We start from the raw sequence: 21,904 nt of genomic DNA, 5'->3' as shown, positions 1-21,904 counted from the left end.
CCTTTACAATTACAACCACTAGTAAATCCTATTTTATATCGATATAGAATTTTTTGATGTACCTTATTCTTGCGTCTGCTTTATCCCAAAATTTGCTTTCTGGATAGGCTTTAGTCAGGGTTTGATAGGCTTCCAAGGCTTTTTTTATGTTTTTATTCGGTCCGTTTAACTCGTATGCTTGACCGCGTAAAAATAAGGCCTCATCCAAATTTACCGAATAATTTTTAAAAAAATCTTCTGCCGAATTTAGAGCACTTGCTGCATTTCCTTCCGAAATATAGCCCCTTATCATATCCAACAACTCGGAAGCCGATTTAAAATCCTGTCCGGATGTTTTAGACTCTGACTTTTCGGTTACGGTTAAAAGATCGGGAGCATCATAAACCTTGGAATTCTCTCTTTTTTTAACTGAAGACTCCGCTTTTAACGGTGTTCCGGCCGAAACTTCATCCAATGTCTTAGATGAAGATGTATCATTATTAACCTTCCCTTTATCCGTACCATATTTACTTTCATTTTTTAAATCAGGTTTATTTTCCTTCTGAGCGTTTATAGGCCCCTTATAGTCAGGTGCTTTAACCGTATTATTAAGCTTTGTTTTTGCTTTTTCAACATGAACGGCAATAGAATCCGAAATAAAGTTATCCGAAAAAACATCAAAATATGAAAAGTTAAGAATATATGAGCCTTCATCTCCAGCTCCAAAATGGAAGATAGAGGTACCGCTTTGAAGTTTTCTTTGTTGATACTTTATACCTTTTTGTGCAGTGGACTCACCTAAATACACCCAACCCTCTCCCGGGTATACAACTTCAAGCCTTTGTCCCGTATAAAGCTTTACCGAACGGGAGGCTTTTTCTTCTTTTGAGTCATCAGGTTCAGTGCTTGGAAATTCCGAAAAAACGCGGGCGGGCTCACTGCCATCTTTAATTTTTTCCTCGTTCACAATATTCTTATCATTAACACCTGAAACTTCCGGAATAGAAGGTTTTGTTTCTGCAGCTGTAGGAGCTTTATCGGAACTTATTACGGGTTTTTCTAAAGATTCTTTTTTAATTTCAGGTTTCGTAACCTTATTAGGATCATCGGCCGGCTTTACTATTTGTTTTTTATCAGGCACGCTTATGGTGGCCTGATTAGATGTTGAAGGCGCCGAATCCTGAGGCTTTTTTTCTTCAGGCTTCTTTAAAGGCTCCGGTTCAATTACAGAAGGTAACTTGGAATCCGTATCTTTCGATGAGCCGGCTTCATTATTTGATGAGGCAAGTTCATTTTCATCTTCCGTATCAACTATCAGCTCCAATGCCGGTTTATCGGCAACAGGCTTAGGATCGGAAACGGATTCTACCGATTCGGCTTCAGGTACTTTCATGATTATAATCTTTTCGGAATTCTTAGCATTTTCAGAATCCTTGGAAGTATCAGTATCGGATTCCTTATCGGTTTCAGTTTTGGGTTCATTGACCGCAATATTTTCAGTTTTTTTATCTAAAGTTTCGCCTGTATTTTTTTTAGTACTTGCACAGGAATTCAAAAAGATAAAAATCAAAAATAATATTAATATATAACGTATCGGTTTCATGGAGCAGCCTCCAGTATTTTATCGGCAATTTTTTTGTTCTGTTTATGCAGTTCCTCCATATCCTTTTCGGCAGGAGGCTCATACCAATAGTCAACCTCTTCTTTTTCCCATATTTTATGCTGTTCCCGCGAAAACTGAATAGGAGGCAGATAAAGCGGTTCATCTATAATTTGCAGTTTATCCGTGTCTACCTTACCGGATTTAAAATCGGAATTTTTAGATGATAAGACAGCTTTTTTTGTTTCGGAATATGATGCATCATCTTTTTTTTGTGAAAATATAATCAAAAGGAGGCTTAACGTTAAGATAAAAATCAAGGCACATACAATTATAATAACCGGCTTTCTGTGATGAGAAAAAGAAACCTGCATGTTTTTAAAAATACCGCTTATTTTACTCTTGAGGTCTATCATTTTCTGAAATTTCCTCCTCATCGTTTACGGTTTTTATCCTTTTAGGCGGATGAGGCGGAATATAAACCCCCTCCTCAGGCTCAACATCTTCTTCTACAAAGGGCTCATTAACCAAGTCTATAGTTTTTGATTCAAGCTCCGTTTCATTATCCAGCCTTATGGCTATAACCTTTGAAACACCGGATTCTTCCATGGTAACACCCAGCATGGCATTTGCACCCAAAACAGTCTTTTTATTATGAGTAATAACAATGTACTGGCTTACATTTGCAAATTCACGAAGCGTAGTAACAAAGCGGGTAACATTTTGCTCATCGAGGGCCGCGTCAATTTCGTCAAGAAGACAGAACGGAGAAGGCTTAACCATATAGGTTGCAAATAAAAGAGCTACCGCCGTCATGGATTTTTCTCCGCCCGATAACAGACTGATATTTTCAAGTTTTTTCCCCGGAGGCTGTGCAAAAATTTCTATTCCCGATTCAAGCACATTTTTCGGATCGGTTAAGCGTATTTCAGCCCTTCCGCCGCCAAAAAGTCTCCTAAACATATTATGAAAATTCTTTTTAATCTTATTGTAGGTGTCCAAAAAAAGCTCGGTGGATTCGGCCGTAATCTCATCCGTAATCCTCTGCAAATCTGCACGGGCCTTATCAAGATCGCTTATATGTTTAGTTAAAAATTCATAGCGTTCTTTAACGCTTTCAAATTCTTCGGGAGCCATAAAGTTTACCCGTCCCAAAGAATCAAGTTTTTGCTTAATTGAAGAAAGGCTGTCCCTAAGATCATTTACAGATGAGGTAATAGTAAACATCCTCTCCTCAAACTCCATAAGCTCTCGGGAATGCTTTTCTCTAAAATTTTCTTTTGTGTTACGGATATCGGCTTCAATCCCTGCAAGATCCAAATGGAATTTTTCCAAAAGAGAGTTTGCTTTTGAAAGCTCTGCGTTAAGCTTGTCAACCTTCCCTCTCTTACTGGCAAGGTCGGAGTTTTTTATCGAGATTTCATTTTCAAGTTTTTCAAGCTCGGCACTTATCTTTCTTCCCTCATATTCCAAAGAATTTATCTCGCCTTCAAGTTCCGAAATATCTTCTTCCGTTTGCTTTAATTGTTTTTCTTCGGTAAAAAATTCGTTTTCAAGGTCATGAAGTATTTTTTTCTCTGAAGAAAGCTGACGTTCTAAAAGTTTAACCTGATCTTCTGCATTTTTTGCCTGAGCATCTACCTTCGCTCTGTTTACACGCAAATCTTCAAGGGTTTTGCGATAGTCGTTTATCTTGATGGAAAGCTCGTTATTTTCTTCTATCAGAGCGGCAATTTTTGTACGGTTATTTTCGATAGATTGCCTGTTTTCCAAGATAGCGGCATCGACTGCTCTTTTTTTGGTAATAATACCTTCAGGAGCCAAAAAGTCATCAATAAAACCTGCCGAAGATTTTTTATATTTTTCAAGGGCATTTTGAACTTCATCGCTTATGGATAAAAGTGAAGAAAAACTTTGAACGGAGTCTTCTGCGAATTTTTTTACATCATCTGCAGAGTGATTTTCTATCGAGGCAAAGTCGGAAAATATAGCCTTTTTTCCCGTAATTAAAACCTTTAACCGGTTTAAAGCACCATCCAAGTCTTTTTCGGCTTCCAAGCGATTTGCCGAGGAATAACCTGCCGATCTTAAATTTTTATCAAGTTCGGTAACGATATCTTCGGTTATGGACTTTAATTCAAGCTCCATATCCCCTCTCATATCGTCAAGCCTTTTTATATCGTCTTCAAGCCTTTTTACTTCTTCCTTGTTTGAAGTAATCTTATGGCTTGCCAAGTCTATGTTTTTTTCAAAGTCTTCGGCATTTTTTTCTATTGCAGAAACCTGTTTTTTAAACTCAAAAACATCGGCATTTTTTTCGGAAATATCGTCTTCAAGGCTTTCAATATTTTCCTTGGTTGAAGAGGTCTTAGCCTCCAGTTGGTTAAGCTTTAGCTTAAGCTCGGAACGGCGTTTATTGTAAATTTGAACCTGCTCCTGCTTACCTTTTTGTTCTATGGCCAGGTTTAGAACCTTTGTTCGGTAAGCATTAAACTTCTCTTCCATTTCATTTACGATATCCATATTTTCCGAAAGGAGCCCGTGAATACCGTCAATTTGCTCCTGTATGGAATCTCTTTTTTCGGAGGCTTCTTTTAAGCTCTGTTTTTTTGCGGCAAGACCGTCTACAAAACTTTTTAAGCGTAAAAGCTGAATATCTCTTTCATGTTCAAAAACGGCATCTTTTAGCTCACGGTATTTGATTGTTTGTTCAGACTGAATTTTTAAGGTATCATAGGATCTTCGGACCTCGGCCAAAGCAGCTTCAATCTGTTTCATATTTTCTTGGGTTTTTTCGAGCTTTCTTTCCGCATCCTGTCTTTTTACCTTAAATTTCGTTATACCGGCAGCTTCTTCAAAAAGATAGCGCCTTTCTTCAGGCTTACTCGAAAGGATCTGGTCGATTTTGCCCTGCTCCATAACGGAATATGCAGCCTTTCCGACACCTGTGTCCCAAAAAAGTTCTCTAATTTCACGCAGCTTTGCCGGCTGGTTATTGATAAAATATTCGCTTTCCCCTGAACGGTAAAGACGCCTCTTTATAGCTATTTCGCTTAAATCCAAATTCAAGAGGCCCTTTTCATTGCTTATAGTTAAGGTTACTTCTGCAATATTAAGCTGATTTCTCTTTTCGGTACCGTTAAATATAACGTCTTCCATTTTGTCGGCCCGTAAAGTACGGGACGATTGTTCCCCCAATACCCATTTTACTGCATCCACTACATTACTTTTTCCGCAGCCGTTGGGTCCCAGGAGGGCTGTTATACCATCTGCAAATTCAATTTTTACTCTATCGGGAAAGGACTTAAATCCGAAAATTTCAAGATTTTTAAGAAACATAGCCCGAACATCCTTTTAACATGTACATATAAAAGATTATACAATTTATTTGCTTGTTTGTCATTAGGAATTGAAAAGTTTTTAAGGGATAGGATAATTTTTCCGATAAAAGGGTGTTATGAAAGTGTTGGTTTTTGATAGAAAAATAGAAACTCTCGCCTTTTTGTGTGAAAAGCTGGAAAATCATGGAATTATAACTATTGCTGCAGAAAACGGCAGTAAATTTATATGTAATTATTTGGATCCCGAATTGGATGCCATCATTGTAGCAACAAAAGAATTGGCTCATTATAGTTTGAATGAAGCTCGATTGATAAAAAAGATATACAAGGATATTACAATTTGCACTTATTTTCACGAAGATTGCTATAATATAAAAAATATCAATATAGTAAGCTCTTCCGGAATACCTGAAAACATAAGAGGAAATGAAAAAATCCTCAAAATAATTCTTTCAAAATGTAAAAGAAGGCCTGATCTTAATAAGGACTATATTTACAGCCTGCCTAAAAAATCCGGAATCTTACTAAAGCATTTAATTATAAACAGACAAAAAGGATTAAGCGATGAAGAGATAAGCACAATTTTTTGGGGAGAAAAAATTCCTTCAAAACAAAACAGCATCTATAATCATGTTTACAACCTAAAAAAATCTCTCAAAAAAAGTTTTAGCAATAGATATACCATTTTAAAAGCAAACAAGCGTTACAGACTTATAAAACTAAAAAAAGAGGCTTAAACCATGGGATTTAAGCCTCTTTTATAAGATTAGGAAATACCTAGGACACCTGCGACACGCTCCAAAACTTTTTTGCGGTCAAGCGGCTTTACGATATAGTTCTTGGCTCCAAGTAAAAGAGCTTTTTTTACAAGTTCTTCCTTTCCCAGAGCACTTATCATAACTACCTTGGCATTTTTATCGAATGCCATTATCTGTTCCAAGGCAGTTAAACCGTCCATTTTAGGCATTGTAATATCCATTGTTACGAGGTCGACATTGGGACATAATTCTTTATATTTTTCAACGCCCTCAAATCCGTCAACAGCCGTAGCAACAACTTCATAGCCCTCGCTATTCAATATCTGTCCTATTTGCTTTGTAACAAATATAGAATCATCAACAACCAAAATCTTGTAAGGCGTTCCATCCGGTTTTTTCCCTTCAGGTGCCCTCTCGTTAATATTGGGAAAGTCCTGTTTCGATATCATAATAAAACTCCTTTAACTTTTTTATACTCGGTCACGAATTGCAACGTTGATTTCTACTCTACCTTGCGGAGCCGTCATCGGCACAATTAAAGCTTCGATATCATTATTGGATATCTTCATGTTTTCGCCCGTAAAAAGAGCCGGAGGAGTTAAGTCAAACTTAAATCCTAAGTCATGAAGCTTTGTTACAGCCTGCGCCGTAATAAGATTAGCCAATTCCGTAATCGTTGCGCGAGCAAGCTCATCAAATTCTGCCAATTCCTCGTTATTCATTGCAGAGGCAATCTTTAAAGCCGTATCCAAGGTCATATCAAAGATGACTCGGCCCTCAACATCCCCGGCAAGACCTACAATAGCTGCGACGCCCATAACCGGCATACAAGTCGATTTTAGGTACAAGTCGCCGCGTTTTATATCCTCACTTAAAACTTGTGACAGGATATTGTAAGCAGCTTCGCTAAACGGATTAATATACTCTACACGCATTTATTTCTCCTTATCCTTTTATATTTATTCTTTTGTAAAAATTACAATATCACCTGAGCTGTTTCTCAGCCAGCCGTCCTGCTTGGGCATTGCCTCATTATGACCCAGAATTATAAGTCCGGAATCCTTAAGTTTTTCCCTAAATTCTTCTATCAGGGTTCTCTGAACATTTGGGTTCATAAACGATAAAACATCCCTTGCAACAATTATATCTACATCGGGAACGGCATTTTGATGAGTACAATCATGGTACTCAAAAAGAATCATATCTTTTATCTCTTTTGAAAATGTCAAATTTCCGGAAGCAGTCTTTGTAATATGGGGCTCATAAATACCGGAAGCAATATCATCGGGAACCGAAAGCATGGGAGCATTCGAAATAGCCAACAAATCCGAATCATTTGCATAAATCTTTACATGAGCACGAGGATAACGCATTTTTAATAGAACAGCAAGGCTGTATGCTTCATATCCTTGACCGCATCCTATACACCAAACATTAATTACGGAAGAAGCATTCTCCGGAAGCATTTTATAATAGGCATTTATATAGGCCTCACTCCAAAAACTCTTTGTAAAAGGTGACAAGAAAGATGATAAAAATTCTCCGGCATCTTTTTCGGATTGAATTTGCAAACTTCCTGAAGGGCGTATATCCTTCCACTCCAAATACCTTTCCTTGACCCAATCTTCATTAACGGCAGAAATATAGAATTTACCCATAGCAGATAATGTATCGCCTATAAATTTTATATCCAGATTTTCTGAAGATTGACCGCCTTGAAGCTTTACCGGTTCCTTTACTACGCTTGCCGCAACAGGAGCCAAGTCTTCCTTGACTTCTTCTTTTTGACGCGAAGCAAATATCTTATCGACATCAAGAAGAATGTAAAGATGGCCTCCGTTTTCTACAACACCGTGAATATATTTAATATTTATATCGCCGAAGATAGGATGAGGGGGTTGAATTGTACTGCTGGATACACCCACAACCTTATCGATAAAGTCAACTACAACACCGAAGGTCTGATCTTGAACATTTATGATAACCATGCTTTCAGGCTGGTTTTTTTTGCGGGCCGGTACCGGAATATTAAAGAAAATACGCAAATCGATTATCGGAATAATATCACCGCGGAGGTTGTATACTCCCAAAACAAAGGGAGAAGTATTGGGTACATAGGTAAAATTTCCGGCCTTTGCTATTTCCTTAACACGCATAATGTCTATTGCATAATCTTTACCGGCAAGAGAAAATGTTACCATCTTAAAATCTACAACAATCATCTGCTCGTGTAGAGAATCAGTATCTCCGATGCCTACGCCCGTATTTACCTTTAGTTCTTTCATTTCTTCCATAATGTCTTTCCTTAACCTACCAAATTGAAGCCTCGCGGCGCTCCCTAGCCTGCATTTCCTGTTTTAAGCCAAGCTCAAGCAGCTGTGCAACATCTATAATCAACGAAACGGAGCCGTCGCCTAAAATAGAAGCACCGGCAATTCCCGGAGAATTAGTAAACTGATCCTTCAAGGGCTTTATTACAACAGCCTCTTCACCAATAAGACTGTCTACCATAAGACCTACTTTTTTTTCTTCGGTTCCTACAACAACTATATAATTATATCCGTCATCATCGGTTTCTGCCGATGTAATACCGAACAGGCGGTTAAGCCTTAAAAGGCTGTATACCTCATCACGGACATTAAAAACTTCATAATTATCTATGCGGTTAATTTCATCGGGTTTTACCCTGTGACTTTCTATAACCGAAGTAATAGGAATCGAGTAAACTTCGTCCCCTACCCTGATCAAAAGCCCCTGTATAATAGCCAGAGTCAAGGGAAGTTTTATAATAAAACGGGTTCCGACATTGGGTTCGGATTCTACCATAACCGTTCCGTTTAATTTTTCTATATGAGTCTTAACTACATCAAGACCTACACCTCGGCCAGATACGCTCGAAATCGTTTTACTTGTCGAAAAACCGGGAGCAAAAACCAACTGGAAGGCCTCAACATCGGTAAGGCTTTTATTCGGGTGTAAAATTCCTCTTTCAACAGCCTTTTGCTTTACCGCTTCAACATCAATTCCATGACCGTCATCGGCAACTTCGATAACAATCATATTGCCTTCGTTACTGGCTTTAAGAAGAAGGATTCCCTGCTCCGGCTTACCAAGACCTTTTCTTACCTCCGGAGACTCAACACCATGATCAAGAGAGTTTCTTACACAGTGCATTATAGGATCAAGCAAGTCTTCGACAACCGACTTGTCAAGTTCAGTATCTTCACCTTCAATTACAAGTTGAACATTTTTATTTAAGTCTCTTGAAAGGTCTCGAACCACACGAGGGAAGCGGCTGAAAATCTGACTGATGGGAACCATTCGTATTTTCATAACCCCTTCTTGAAGTTCGCCGGAAATACGGCCCAAGTTTTGAGATGAAGACTTAAACTTTGTAACGGCAGCCTTCATTAAAGAGTCAAAATCTCCGAAAACCTCCAAGAGGCTTGAATATTCGTTTAAAACATCCTGTTTTATGGAATTGATATCATAACCCTGCTGAATTTTTTCGAGGTATTCGGGCATCTTATCCAATAGCCTTCTAGTTTTATCCTTGTAAATTGTACTGGAGTTTTGAAACTTATCGTAGAGCTCTGCAAATTCAATAGTGCTTTGATTTAAAGAGGCCTTAGTTATAACGGTCTCACTTACCAAGTTCAAAAGATAATCTATTCTGTTTGCATCTACACGCAATATGGAACCGGATGAATGGCCGCTTCCTTGCGGGCTTGTTTGAGACTGTTTTTTCTCAGGTTTGGAAGGCTGTTCTTTAGATTCTTGAACAGGTTTTTCTTCCGTCTTTTCGGAAACTTTTACCTCAGAAACGCTAGCTTCGGGAGCAGACTGTGCAGGAGCAGCCTTTGCAGGTTTGGGACTTTCAGGAGTTTTATCCTTAATGTCAAGTCTTTCGGCACTTGCAGAAAGAGTAACATCGCCTATAAAGGCTGCCTTTTCCAATATTTTGCTGTCCGATGCTGAAGATAAAAAGTAAATTACCGTTTCATGGAATTCGTCTTCATATAAGGCATCAAAATCGGGAACTGTTTTTAAAACGCTGCCATAATCTTTTAAGGCGGCAAAAACCTGAATACCGCCTACGGAATTCATTAAATTGGATTCATCGAATTTTACTATAACGGCATATAAGTCTTCACCTTTTTGGATTGTCTCTGCCAACTCAAGAATTTCATACTCTGAAAAATAATCTTTGATATCCAAATTTGAAGCCGAAGCCTGAACTTTTGGTGCAGAAACAGGAGAAACTGATGCAGGAATAGAAACCTTAGGTGCCGAAGCCTTACTGCTCTTTTTTTCTGCCTTTGCAGGAATAAATGATCTTAATTGATTTACAATACCGGACACATCATCCGAGTATATGGAACCTGAGGCTCTGGCATCCAACATAAGTTTAATTATATCTATGGATTTTAACAGCAAGTCTACGGTTTCTCCGGTTACTTTAACTGAACCGCTTCTAATCTCATCAAGAAGATCTTCCATTGCGTGAGTAAATTTAGACAACTCCAACATCTCTACAGTAGCAGAACCGCCCTTTAAAGTATGAGCTGCTCTGAATATCTCATCAATGGAGTTACGATCCTCGGGATTTTGCTCTATAACCAAAACATTGCTTTCAAGTATTTCGACCTGTTGTTCAGCTTCACTGAAAAAATCTTTTAAAAGTTCTTCGTTATTGATATCAAGATAATCACTCATACGTATATTCTATACTATTTGCAATATTAGTCAAGAAGAAAACTGCTTTTTTTTAGTTTTTTTATTTATAAGAGCTTTTTTTTAAACTTAACTAGATTTTTTTTTAAATTTATTGTAAAATATGCAGGTATGAGTATCAAAAGCAAAAAAATAAAATTTTTATTATTCTTCTTTTTAATAAAGACTTCCCTTGTTTTTTCCCAAGGATTTTCGGTCCCTCATTTTGAAAACACCAATACTTTTTACGGCTTAACTACCAAACCATATGTAACCGCCGACTCTCTAATACAGCTCAAACTCAGGATGGAACCGTCTAATAAGTTTTACTTTGATATGAATATCGATGCAAATATTGACAAGCTTATAGATTTTTTTTCTCAGGCTCAAGATCCGAAGTTCGATGGAAATTTCCGCTTTTTAGGAGCATCCCTCAATTTTCCTAAAATACAAAATCGCCCTCTTTCTTTTGCTGTCTTTACCGGCACATATGATACCTTAGGTTCAGACTCCATTTTACAGGAACACCTTAAAGTAAAAATGCCTGATCCCGAATTTAGGCGTTATCATCCCGCTTCGGCTTTCCGTCCGCGCAATTTTGTACAAGGAACCGGATTTGGAATTTATGGAGCCTTTTTTTCCGGTTTTTACCTTGGAACATACCTGACTTGGAATGAAAAATTGGGAGATAATCTTCAGATCAAATCGGACTTTAGAATGGGCGGAGCCTTTGACTTTTTTGCCTTTGATTTTTTTGCCGGAGCCTCTTTTCCAAAAAATGTGATAAAAACAAAAATCAGGTCAGGTCTTGCAATGCTTTTTCAGGCAGATGACAGCTATGACTTTTTTACCGAGGTAGGTATAGCGGAAATAAAAATCGAAAATATTGATGTTAAAGACTTTACTTCAAATTTTTATGCATCATTTGAGGCGAGAATAAAAAAAGATTTGATAAGATCAAACATAGCTTGTTTTGTAGCACCTGTTTTTTTACTTCCCAAAAGCATCAATGATCCCTTATTAAAAGATTCTTTTTTTACCGGTTTAAGCGCTGATGTAGGCATTGGAAATCTTGAAACAAAAAACATGGAAGGCGGAATCCATCTGATGGGAACGGTAAATCCATTAAAACCTACAATGATAACCCCCTTCTCGTTTTTAATCAGTCCTTTTTATACCATAAGAGCAGACGGCTTTACACTCGATTTTCGTCTACCTGTAAATCCCCTGCTTTACAACGATATATCAAAAATGATAACGGCACAAATATCAATAAAGGCGGTGTACTAATGAAAAAGATACTGAGTATTTTGGTTTTTTTTACATGCGTGAGTATTTTGTTTTCTCTTGATGTTACGGCATCTATAACCGTGGGAAACACACCTTTTAACTCAAATGGTTATACAGGAAAAATACCTGACTTCGGATTTAAGTTGATCTTAAATGAAGATCTTGGTAAAAATGTAAACGGAAAATTAGCTATTGAAAGACATTTAGGCATAGGAAACATAATTTGGGGAAGAATAGCTTATACAACCGATATGATAAATATCGCAATCGGTCCGACGTTAAGTGTATTTAATGCAGGATTTGACAATAAAAATGTAAGCACAATTTTTCAGCCGGGTTTAGGAACATCCTTATCCTTTAAATTACCGATAGGTTTTTTTACATCATTGGATACAAATTTTTCGATTCCATTAGCATCGGTAAAAACTAAAAACGTATATCTTCAAAACGGACACTTTGACTTGGGCTGGAGATTTCCAAACATAATTGCATCCATAAAGTTGAGTCAAAAAAACAAAAGTATTGTTGACAATCCGGACGAAACACATATTTCAATATCCGATATAGGATTTTATACGGTATCATATTCAAAACCGTCGGGAATAAGAATTCCCTTAAATATAATTTATAGAGTAAATCATTTTCAAAAGACAGGATCACTAAATGAAAAAATAGCCGATATTGTGTTGGAAACAGGAATAAGTCATTCTGCTTCGAGCGATATTGAGTGGTTTGTTAATTTCGGCGCTTCGGTATTTTCTTTTTCTTTAACAAATGCCGGAAGCCGGGTTAAAAAGTTTTTTTTCAATGCTGAAGCCGGTATTGTGTTAAATTTTAACTAAATGGCATGAACTTAAATAAAGTTGACATATGACCTAATATAGGTTAATATAAAAACAATAAAAATAAGGAGTTTTTATGAAAGTAGCTATCAACGGATTCGGAAGAATCGGAAGACTTGTTTTTCAAGCCTTGGTAAATCAAAACTTGCTTGGAAAAGACAAATTCGATGTTGTTGCGGTTGTTGACCTTTCAACGGATGCAAAGTATTTTGCCTATCAACTAAAATACGATTCGGTTCAAGGCAAGATGGACGCCAAAATAGGCACTGACGGAGATGATGTCCTTGTAGTAAACGGCCATAAAATTAAGTGTATATCGGGAAAGGGATTAACTCCCGCACAATTACCGTGGAAGGAGCTCGGAATAGATGTTGTAATTGAAAGCACCGGTATTTATACAAATGAAAAGGCCTATGAACACCTTGAAGCCGGAGCAAAAAAGGTTATTATCTCCGCTCCCGGAAAAAGTAAGGATCCTGCAAAGCCAATTAAAACATTTGTTATGGGCGTAAACGAAAACGAGTATAAGGCATCAGAGCATCATGTAGTTTCAAATGCAAGCTGTACTACAAACTGCCTGGCTCCTGTTGTGCACGTTCTTTTAAAAGAAGGATTCGGCATTGAAACAGGCCTTATGACAACCATTCACGCCTACACGGCAACTCAAAAGACGGTAGACGGTGTTTCTCTAAAAGACTGGAGAGGCGGACGGGCTGCAGCCGTAAATATTATCCCCTCAACCACAGGCGCTGCAAAAGCTGTAGGAGAAGTTCTTCCTACTACAAAAGGAAAACTGACAGGTATGTCCTTTAGGGTTCCTACCCCCACAGGCTCCGTTGTGGACTTAACAATCCGCACAGAAAAAGATACCTCTATCGAAGAAATTGATAAGGCAATAAAAAAAGCCTCGGAAAGCTATCTAAAAGGTGTTTTAGCCTATTGTGATGAAGAAATAGTTTCTACCGATATTATTCACGATCCTCATTCTTCAATCTATGACAGCAAGGCAACTTTACAAAACAACCTTCCAGGTGAAAAGAGATTCTTTAAACTTGTTTCATGGTATGATAATGAGTGGGGTTATTCCAATAGAGTAATCGATCTGCTTAAATTTATAACAAAGTAAAATTACATTAAGAATTTAAGTAAAAGAAAAAAGCCCTTGCAGTTTTTGATTAAGCTGCAAGGGCTTTTCTTTTAGACAAGCGGCTGCCTAAAGGATTTTCAAAGATTATTCCGGCATTTCAAAGCCTTCGGGGATTTCGATATTTGAGGAAACGGTCTGAACATCATCATCTTCTTCCAACTTATCGATCATCTTTAAGGCTTTTTGAGTTGTATCGGCATCTAAGGCTACATAGGTATCGGGAACCATCGATACGGCAGCAGATACGGATTCAAAGCCTTTTTCCTGTAAAGCTTCAAGAACCGAAGCAAAGTCGTTGGGATCGGTTGTTACGGTAATAACACCGTCTTCAGTCGCAATATCTTCGGCTCCTGCCTCAAGAGCAGCTTCCATAATTGCTTCTTCACTGACCACCTCGGCATCATACTCTATAACACCTTTTCGGTTAAACATATAAGCTACGGAACCTGTTGCACCCAAGTTTCCGCCGCTCTTTGTAAAAATATTTCGAACACTGGCTGCTGTTCTGTTTTTGTTGTCCGTTAAAACTTCAACCAAAACGGCAACTCCGCCGGGGCCGTAGCCTTCATACAAAAGCTCCTCATAGTTTACAGCTCCAAGCTCTCCTGTACCCTTCTTAATTGCTCTTTCTATGTTGTCTTTAGGCATGTTTGCAGCACGAGCTTTTAAAACAGCTGTTCTAAGTCTTGGGTTAGTAGCCGGATCTCCGCCTCCCATTTTTGCAGCAATTGAAATTTCTTTGATAAATTTAGTAAACAGCTGACCTCTTTTAGCATCAGCTGCGCCCTTGGCATGTTTAATTGTCGCCCATTTACTATGTCCTGACATGAAAACTCCTTACTCTCTTTCTAAAAAAAATAGATTTTAATATTACACAAAAAGACAAAATATGTCAATGGAGCCATGAAAAAAACACTACCTATTCTATAAGGGATGTAAGCTGTTTTATATAATTTTTTACGGCCTTACGCCCCTCATCCGTCACAGAATAAAGGGTAAGGGGCTTGCGGTTTACAAAAAGTTTTTCAACCTTCAAATATCCTGCATTTTCCAGCTTTTTACAGTGTGCGGTTAAATTGCCGTCGGTTGCATTTACCTTTTCCCTTAGCAGGGTAAATTCTATTTTTTCACAGCCGATTAAGACGGACATTACCGCAAGCCTAAGACGAGACGATAGCTGTTCATCAATAAGACGATGATCAAAAGAAGTTTCCGTATTATCGGGTATACTCATTTCGCTTTTACCGTTTTTTTCCGTTTACCTATAACTATAGCAACAGCGGCAGGTAATCCGAGCAATATGAAGGTTGCCACTCCGATTATAAGAGGAGCCGTATATTGTGCGGCAAAAAGACAGACAACTCCACATCCTGCCCAGCACAAAGCTTCAATACATAAAAAAAGGCGCAGCTTTTTTTGTACCATAGCTGCGGTTGCGGCATGACCTATGGCAAGACAAAGGCCGATATTAAAAAAGTTTGTATTAAAATCAAGTTTTCCTAAAATACCCAGTATCATGCCTAAAATAAGGCCGGCACCGATACTTCCCCACAAGGCAGCAAGAATCCTGTCGGTAACCCTTTTAATCTTTATTTTTTGCTTACGCTTCATAAAAAGAGCTAAAAACAATTGACATGCCGTCATTATAAAAAGCCAAAGCAGAGGGATAAACAAACTAAAACCTGACTTCGCCAAAAAATAGGATATAAAAGTGCCTATAGGAATCGTAATTCCGTACAGTAAAAAAGGCACTATCATATCTTCAAGCCCTTCTTGAACATCTTCAGTTAATGCACTTATTAGAGCCAACCTTTCTTTTATCTCTTTATCATTCATAAAAGTTCCCTTACAATACTAAAAAGTTAATGCTATTTTTCACGATACAGCATCGGAAACGTATAACGTAAACCGGTCTTTGCAGTAAAACCGAAGCCTCCGCCGCCCATTTCTATAAAAAAGCTCAAACCAGCCGGGCTTTTTCCCATAAAAAACTCAAAGCCGAAAAATCCTTGTCCCGTTACAAGCACCTTGGGCTTATTTTTTTGAACCGGAAAAATTACTATGGGACCTCCTCCTCCGTAAACTCGGATGTTTGCTGTTTGCATCAATGACCCGCCAAGAACAGAAAAATCAAGCACATAATATGGAGTTCTTCGCTGTGAATTAGGAAAAAAACAATCAGCATTTAAGTGTAATGCAAAGGCATTATGAAAAAGCCAAGGAGAAGTAATGGCTAGCGATATACCGAAATCACTTTGCCTGCCGATAAGCCCATACTCTAATGCAAGGCCGGTAACATCACGGTTTTCCTGCTCCGCATGAATAAAGGTAAGAACACTTAAAAACAAACAGATAGATAGAAAGAATATTTTTTTCATTATGAACCTCCTTAGATTCCTATATGATAATAGCATACCTACTTTATTTTGTAAAGTACTTTATTTTATAAATTTATAATTCTACCCTGTTGTGATTATTTTTATTAAAGATTTAATCAAAAAAAAAGACCCGATTACATATCGGGTCCTTTTCAAACCATAATCTCTTATGGGCGTCTTGCAGCAACACCTTTTTCAATAAGTGCTATGAACTCATGTTCATACCAATCTTGAGAATAAGGAAAATGCTTTCGGATAATGGGTTTTAATTTAAATTCGATAGCATCTTTACAAGCTTCGCAGACGTCATATTCGCGGATATGCCAGTAAGTCATTCCCGTAACAGGATTCACCAGCTCTTTTCTACAAATATCACAGTTTAATGTCTTCATAATAATACTCCTTACTTTGTTTATATCAGTATATAACATTCTATATCATTTTTCATACTTTGTCGAGTAAAAAAATGATTTTTTTCAATTTTAAAGCATTTTTTATAGCTTAAATTGCCTTTGTTCTTTCTTTTAAGAAAATTTTATGATCTTCATCCAAATAAGGTATAAGTCTTTCACAAACTTCTTTATGATACTCATTAAGCCATTTAATATCCTCATCCGAAAGAATTCCTGGTACAATAGGTCTTGTATCAATTGGACAAAGAGTTATTGTTTTAAATTGATAGAATTCTCCGTCTTCGGTGGTTTTAAATTCGGTGGTAGCAACAAGGCTTTCAATTCGGATTCCATGGCTTCCGGCAACATAAAGGCCGGGCTCATTGGATGTTACCATACCAAGCTTCATAGGAACATCCAAAAAACGGCTTGAAATAGATTGAGGTCCCTCATGAACTGAAAGAACATAACCTACCCCGTGACCCGTCCCATGTTTATAGTCCCTTCCATAAGCCCAAAGATGCTCTCTGGGGATAGTATCTATGGCATGGCCTGTAGTTCCGGCCTTAAACTTGGCCCTGGCAAGAGAAATATGAGCTTTTAAAACAAGGGTATAATCCGTTTTTTCCTGTTCTGTAAGTTCTCCAAGTTTAATGGTTCGAGTAATATCGGTTGTACCGTTTAGATACTGACCGCCGCTGTCCAAAAGCAAAAAACTTTTGGCTTCAAGTTTTGCAGAATTGGAAGGTGAAGGAGCATAATGGATGATAGCTCCGTTAGGACCATAGCCTGAAATAGTTTCAAAACTTTCTTCAAAAAAGTCCTTGCCTTCGGCACGGAATTTTAAGAGCTGCTCGCTTACATCCCATTCGGTAATACCCTTTCCGGCATTTTCTTCTACCCATTTTAGGATTTTTACCATGGCAGCGCCGTCTTTTTCCATAGCATAATCGAAGTTTTTAAGTTCAACTTCATTTTTTATTGCTTTAAGAGTTGAGGTTAAGTTTAAGCCCTTTTCGGTTTTAGCTTTTATTTGGTTGTATAGATAAACATTTGTTCTTGCAGGATCTATGTAAACTTTCCCTGTAAGTTTTGCGGCTTCTGTAAATACGTCTTCATATCCCATCACCGTAATACCTTGTGAAGCAAAGTATGACTTAACATCATCAGTTAATTGCTTCTCCGAAATAAAAATAACGGCTCTTGCTTTATCTACCAGCGCATACGCAGTAACTACGGGATTGCATCTTATATCTCTTCCTCGGACATTAAAAAGGTAACAGACGTCCTCCAGGGCTCCGATAACCGTAGAATCTGCCTTTTTTTCGGCAAGCATTGAGCGGACTTCTTGAATCTTTTCTTTTGCCGATTTTCCGGTATATTTTTCATCAAGTATAAAAGCCTTGCTTAAAACTGCCTGAGGACGGTTTTCCCATATTTCGCCTATTAAATCGATATTGGTAACAAATTCTATACCTTCAAGCTCCTTTTTCATGGAATCAAAATTGAACACTGAAACAACCTTACCATCCATTCCGAGTTTTTCACCCGATTTTAAGTTGGATTTTAAAAACTCGTTTATGGTAGGAACACCGGGTTCAAGCATTTTATAAAGTTCAACAACCGAACCTTTAAGCTGTTTTTCAGCCTGTAGAAAATACCGGCCGTCAGTCCATAAAATAGCCTTATCCTTTGTAACAAGGACGGTTCCTGCCGACCCTGTAAAACCTGAGATAAACTCCCGTGTTTTATAGTTTTCAGGTAAATACTCGCTCTGATGGGGATCAGAGGACGGAATTAAATAAGCACTTAAAGAATGCTCTTTCATTTTTTGCCTTAAAGCGGCAACTCTATCATTTACAGTCATATAAAACCATCCTAAAGATTTATTTTATATTGAGTATAATACTATTTATATTTTATGTAAAGCCGTTTACGGTTAGAAAGGGCAAACAATATCAATAATACATTATCGGTTTAAATGATATTGATAAATTCTATAAACTATATCCCTTTTTGCTCCTGTTTTCTCAATATCGGTAATCATAGGAATATTATACTCCCAAATAGTGGAACCTTCGCCTTCCAGATAGCCTTTTTTTATAGCCGCTTGGTAAAGACGGGAGTAAATAGCTGCCGAAACACCTTTGTTGTGATACTGAGGATCAACAAAGAGAACAAAGGTTCTAAGGCGCTTCATCTTACGTTTGTAATAAAGGAATTTAAAGATACCGAACGGGAAAAGCTTTCCTTTAAGGTGTTTTAATACATCATTATAGTCAGGAAGGGTAACATTAAATCCGATGGGCTTGCCCTCATTGCTCCTTGCAATAAAAATTAGCTCCTCATCTGCAAATGAAATAAGCTGTTTTACAACCATATCTATTTCTTTGCGGGTCATAGGCATAAAGTCTTCCCACTCTTCCGGCTCGGAATTAAGGAGGATTGAATGAATATCGCCGGCCTCACGCTCAACATTATTTTTTAAATCGATAGTATCTACATGAAAGCCGTATCGTTTTTCTACCAAGGGGGCTAAGCGGACATAGCGGCTTGCATCTACATCATCAAAACGGGCATGATAGGCATAGCAATCCCAATATTTTTCAAATCCGTACTTGATAAAAAAATCGTTATAATATTTTTTGTTATAGGTATTCATTATATAGGTACGGGTTTCAAAATTGTCGGTTATAAATCCGCGGTTATCTTCCCCTCCCGGAAGAGAAAGAGGCCCTTTAATTCTGTCCATACCTTTTTGTAAAAACCATTCTTTTGCCGCATTAAGCATTTTTTCGGCAACAGCATAGTCTTCAATACATTCAAATTGAGAAATATAACCGACCTTCATTTTTTTATAGTCATTCAATTTCTCATCAATACCGTACAAAATACGTCCAACCGTTTTGCCTTCAATCTTAGCAACCATTTTTACGTGAGGACCTACATCACATAAAGAATTATCGGCTCCGGACACGTACTTTTTGTATTCGCTTATAATAGGCGGTACCCATGAGCTATCATTCTTATAAAGCTCAAAAGGTAAAAGAGCAAATTCATTTAATAATTTCGAATTATTAACTTCAAATAAACTAATTTTATCCATTTTTTATTCCTAGGTGAAACAAAATAGCATTTTTTATAAGTCTTTGTCAATATTGTAAGATTTTTACGTCTTTACGCTTGCAAAATTCATAACTTATGTGTATAATGGGGTAACTGGAGGAATATATGAAGAAATCAATATTAAGCTTGGTCTTTTTAGTTCTAATTTTTTCCCTTTTTACGATTGCCCCGGCTTTTTCACAAAAGATTGAGGAGGCGGATGTTTATTATGTAAATGTTCAAATTTTGAAAATATTTACACATTCAGATGGTTATTATATTATTTACCGAAGAGCGGGATTAAAGCATGCAGAAGTTTTTATTCCAAAATCTTGGCTTGACCCTAAAGACGGACGAGCTAGGTTGGAATTGGTAAACACCAGAGTTAATCCGTATTTATCTTTTTATCTTAAAGACGGAAAATTTGATCGTATAAAAATAGCTGCTCCCAGAGATTTAGGAAGCCCCATATGGGGTGTATTAAAAGATCCGAATAAATATAACGGCAAATTTGACGGCGTAGAAAGTCTTGAACTAAAATTTTAACATCTAAAACAATCTAAGCTATTTACATCCTCTAAGGTAAACACCTTAGAGGAATTTTATGAGGAATACATGCATAACAGTAGCAGCTCAACAATCGGGAAACCTTTAATTCCCCAAAAATTGCCGGAATTTTTAAATGCGTATGAAAATTTTATAATTGCAGGTCATAAAGAGCCCGATGGGGATTGTATCGGAAGCTGCCTTGCAATGTCTTTCTTTTTGAAGAGAAAAAATAAAAATTGTATTTTAATGTCGGCGGGACCTTTTAAGCGTACCGAAATAAAGGAATATGAACATCTTTTTACGGATAAGCTGAAAATTTCCGATAAAATAAATCCTAAAACTACGGGGCTGATAATCCTTGACTGTTCAAACTTTGACCGCGTAGGTGAAATAGCAGAGCTTATCAGCGGTTTTAATTACATTATAATTGACCATCATGCTACCAATACCGAAAAATCGGATACTTCTCTTATAATGCCGGAAGCCCCTTCTACAACCTATCTAATTCAGTCAATAATTGAAGAAATAGGAGAAAAACTTACAAAAGAAGAAGCCGATGCCCTGTTTTTCGGTCTTTGCACGGATACGGGATTTTTTAGACATTTGGATGCAGGAAGCGCAGAGGTTTTCGCTCACGCATCCCGTCTTATTGAAGCCGGAGCCAATCCAAAACAAACCTTTATGAAAATAAACGGAGGTAAAAAATTTGAATCACGCCTCCTTATTTCCAGAATTCTAAACAGAATGAAGACCTATTATGACGGAAGACTTGTTGTTTCGTATGAAACTTATGATGATTTACTGGAATTCGGCCTTGAAAGCAGAGATTCCGATATATTGTATCAATTGATTCAGTCGATAGAAGGGGTCGAGGCAATCTGTATTGTACGACAAGACTCTCCAAGCCACTGCTCGGTAGGTTTTCGATCCTTGGATAAGATTGATGTAAGCAAGATAGCCGCATCATTTGGAGGCGGAGGTCATAAACAGGCTTCAGGCCTGTACATAGAAGGGAAATTTGATGATTTAATTCCAAGGTTTGTTGAAGCCTTTGGAACTCAAATGTAAGTTTTACATTGTTTTTTTTTTAATAATGTGATAGAATACTTTTTATAATTAAAGTTTTTATGGGAGAATAGTCTTGAATAATGATGAAATTTTGTTTCCACTATTAGAAAAAGGTGATATCAAACGTACAATGGAGCTGGCCTCGAATGAGAACAAAAAACCTTTTGAAATCGTCTCTGAAGGCATGAACATAGTGACGGCGTCTATTTTAGCAGATATACCCTCAGTTTATAAAATGGATTTGATAAGAAAGGTAGGCGCCCTTTTTTCTACTCAAGAGTATTGTGAACTGCTAAATCAAAAAATGTTCACCCTGAAACCTGAAGAACGCGATAAACTAAAAGATCAGGGTATTCTTATAAATAGAGAAACGACCCTTCCCTATTGCCAATGGTTTAATATTTTCGAAATAGCCTTTCCTTGGCTGCCCCTTTCCGTTTTTGAAGATTTTGCGTTATATCTTAGAGACGAAAAAAAACTGATACTTGATAAAGAAACTATTGAAATTGTAAGAGATAATTTTTCAATATCAAAACGATATTCTGAAAGGGAGCTTTCCCGTCTTTTTGATTCAAATGCACTAAAAGATCCGGCAGATATCGATGATGAAGCTTAAAACCTCATTTTTTTTAATTTTTTTTTAAAAAAAGCCTAAAGTTTTAGAAACAGAAAACCGAAGATAGATAATGAGGGTTTTCTATCCTCAAAACAAAGCAAGGATGCTTTGTAAACACATTATTCC

General features: G+C 37.4%; 21 protein-coding genes. 7 read left to right on the top strand and 14 right to left on the bottom strand.

What is annotated here, in order from left to right:
- Positions 1-28 precede the first annotated feature (28 nt).
- Genes bamD through TDE_RS07160 form a run of 3 tightly spaced genes read right to left on the bottom strand, consistent with a single transcriptional unit; the run spans position 29 to position 4,918 of the window.
- Positions 29-1,582 carry an outer membrane protein assembly factor BamD gene (bamD, locus tag TDE_RS07170; protein WP_002679155.1) on the bottom strand — a complete coding sequence of 518 codons (1,554 nt, stop codon included), beginning with the start codon at positions 1,580-1,582 and terminating at the stop codon, positions 29-31.
- On the bottom strand, positions 1,579-1,995 hold the full coding sequence (locus TDE_RS07165; RefSeq protein ID WP_002678158.1) for a hypothetical protein: 417 nt from the start codon (positions 1,993-1,995) through the stop codon (positions 1,579-1,581). The genes bamD and TDE_RS07165 overlap by 4 nt, the downstream gene beginning before the upstream one ends.
- Entirely contained in the window at positions 1,976-4,918 is a 2,943-nt protein-coding gene (locus TDE_RS07160; protein ID WP_002679154.1) for an AAA family ATPase, read from the bottom strand. The genes TDE_RS07165 and TDE_RS07160 overlap by 20 nt, the downstream gene beginning before the upstream one ends.
- Before the next feature lie 118 nt (positions 4,919-5,036).
- Here TDE_RS07160 and TDE_RS07155 point away from each other — a divergent pair, with 118 nt between their 5' ends.
- A complete protein-coding gene (locus tag TDE_RS07155; RefSeq protein ID WP_002671240.1) occupies positions 5,037-5,657 on the top strand; it encodes a helix-turn-helix domain-containing protein in 621 nt (206 codons plus the stop codon).
- A 29-nt stretch (positions 5,658-5,686) separates the two neighbouring features.
- Here TDE_RS07155 and TDE_RS07150 read toward each other — a convergent pair whose 3' ends face one another.
- From TDE_RS07150 to TDE_RS07135, 4 genes are read right to left on the bottom strand one after another with little or no spacing between them, the layout of a single operon-like run.
- Positions 5,687-6,127 carry a response regulator gene (locus TDE_RS07150; protein WP_002668975.1) on the bottom strand — a complete coding sequence of 147 codons (441 nt, stop codon included), beginning with the start codon at positions 6,125-6,127 and terminating at the stop codon, positions 5,687-5,689.
- A gap of 21 nt (positions 6,128-6,148) precedes the next feature.
- Positions 6,149-6,613, bottom strand: coding sequence for a chemotaxis protein CheX (locus TDE_RS07145; protein WP_002668974.1), 465 nt, complete (start codon positions 6,611-6,613; stop codon positions 6,149-6,151).
- 24 nt (positions 6,614-6,637) lie between these two features.
- Positions 6,638-7,972 carry a CheR family methyltransferase gene (locus tag TDE_RS07140; protein ID WP_002671242.1) on the bottom strand — a complete coding sequence of 445 codons (1,335 nt, stop codon included), beginning with the start codon at positions 7,970-7,972 and terminating at the stop codon, positions 6,638-6,640.
- Between the two features lie 16 nt (positions 7,973-7,988).
- Complete coding sequence (locus tag TDE_RS07135; protein ID WP_002671244.1) at positions 7,989-10,394, bottom strand: chemotaxis protein CheA; 2,406 nt, start codon at positions 10,392-10,394, stop codon at positions 7,989-7,991.
- A 129-nt stretch (positions 10,395-10,523) separates the two neighbouring features.
- On the opposite strand from TDE_RS07135, the gene TDE_RS07130 reads away from it, so the two are divergent.
- The 3 genes from TDE_RS07130 to gap all read left to right on the top strand — a co-directional run bounded on the left by TDE_RS07130 (position 10,524) and on the right by gap (position 13,649).
- Entirely contained in the window at positions 10,524-11,681 is a 1,158-nt protein-coding gene (locus TDE_RS07130; protein WP_002679153.1) for a hypothetical protein, read from the top strand.
- A complete protein-coding gene (locus TDE_RS07125; RefSeq protein ID WP_002671248.1) occupies positions 11,681-12,523 on the top strand; it encodes a hypothetical protein in 843 nt (280 codons plus the stop codon). Before TDE_RS07130 ends, TDE_RS07125 begins: the two co-directional genes overlap by 1 nt.
- A gap of 76 nt (positions 12,524-12,599) precedes the next feature.
- Positions 12,600-13,649 (top strand): type I glyceraldehyde-3-phosphate dehydrogenase, encoded by a 1,050-nt coding sequence (gene gap / locus TDE_RS07120; protein WP_002668968.1) that lies wholly within the window; start codon positions 12,600-12,602, stop codon positions 13,647-13,649.
- 105 nt (positions 13,650-13,754) lie between these two features.
- On the opposite strand, the gene TDE_RS07115 is transcribed toward gap, so the two are convergent.
- The 7 genes from TDE_RS07115 to TDE_RS07085 all read right to left on the bottom strand — a co-directional run bounded on the left by TDE_RS07115 (position 13,755) and on the right by TDE_RS07085 (position 19,546).
- Complete coding sequence (locus TDE_RS07115) at positions 13,755-14,498, bottom strand: YebC/PmpR family DNA-binding transcriptional regulator (RefSeq protein ID WP_002668967.1); 744 nt, start codon at positions 14,496-14,498, stop codon at positions 13,755-13,757.
- A 91-nt stretch (positions 14,499-14,589) separates the two neighbouring features.
- A complete protein-coding gene (locus tag TDE_RS07110; protein ID WP_002668966.1) occupies positions 14,590-14,904 on the bottom strand; it encodes a winged helix-turn-helix domain-containing protein in 315 nt (104 codons plus the stop codon).
- On the bottom strand, positions 14,901-15,506 hold the full coding sequence (locus TDE_RS07105) for a hypothetical protein (protein ID WP_002679152.1): 606 nt from the start codon (positions 15,504-15,506) through the stop codon (positions 14,901-14,903). The genes TDE_RS07110 and TDE_RS07105 overlap by 4 nt, the downstream gene beginning before the upstream one ends.
- Before the next feature lie 32 nt (positions 15,507-15,538).
- A complete protein-coding gene (locus tag TDE_RS07100) occupies positions 15,539-16,048 on the bottom strand; it encodes a hypothetical protein (protein ID WP_002679151.1) in 510 nt (169 codons plus the stop codon).
- Between the two features lie 167 nt (positions 16,049-16,215).
- Positions 16,216-16,440 (bottom strand): hypothetical protein, encoded by a 225-nt coding sequence (locus TDE_RS07095; RefSeq protein WP_002668962.1) that lies wholly within the window; start codon positions 16,438-16,440, stop codon positions 16,216-16,218.
- Positions 16,441-16,549: 109 nt separating this feature from the next.
- The gene (locus TDE_RS07090; RefSeq protein WP_002679150.1) at positions 16,550-18,307 is read right to left on the bottom strand and encodes an aminopeptidase P family protein; all 1,758 of its coding nucleotides are present in this window, start codon (positions 18,305-18,307) and stop codon (positions 16,550-16,552) included.
- A gap of 102 nt (positions 18,308-18,409) precedes the next feature.
- Complete coding sequence (locus TDE_RS07085; protein WP_002679144.1) at positions 18,410-19,546, bottom strand: hypothetical protein; 1,137 nt, start codon at positions 19,544-19,546, stop codon at positions 18,410-18,412.
- Positions 19,547-19,671: 125 nt separating this feature from the next.
- On the opposite strand from TDE_RS07085, the gene TDE_RS07080 reads away from it, so the two are divergent.
- The 3 genes from TDE_RS07080 to TDE_RS07070 all read left to right on the top strand — a co-directional run bounded on the left by TDE_RS07080 (position 19,672) and on the right by TDE_RS07070 (position 21,778).
- Positions 19,672-20,091 (top strand): hypothetical protein, encoded by a 420-nt coding sequence (locus TDE_RS07080; RefSeq protein WP_002678138.1) that lies wholly within the window; start codon positions 19,672-19,674, stop codon positions 20,089-20,091.
- Between the two features lie 69 nt (positions 20,092-20,160).
- Positions 20,161-21,162, top strand: a complete 1,002-nt coding sequence (locus TDE_RS07075; RefSeq protein ID WP_002679142.1) for a DHH family phosphoesterase — start codon at positions 20,161-20,163, stop codon at positions 21,160-21,162.
- Between the two features lie 73 nt (positions 21,163-21,235).
- Positions 21,236-21,778, top strand: coding sequence for a hypothetical protein (locus TDE_RS07070; protein WP_002668953.1), 543 nt, complete (start codon positions 21,236-21,238; stop codon positions 21,776-21,778).
- Positions 21,779-21,904: the final 126 nt, after the last annotated feature.

It is taken from the genome of Treponema denticola ATCC 35405, assembly GCF_000008185.1.
Taxonomy (GTDB): domain Bacteria; phylum Spirochaetota; class Spirochaetia; order Treponematales; family Treponemataceae; genus Treponema_B; species Treponema_B denticola.
Note: the sequence above shows the minus strand (reverse complement) of the source record. Positions and strands in the feature narration are given on the sequence as shown.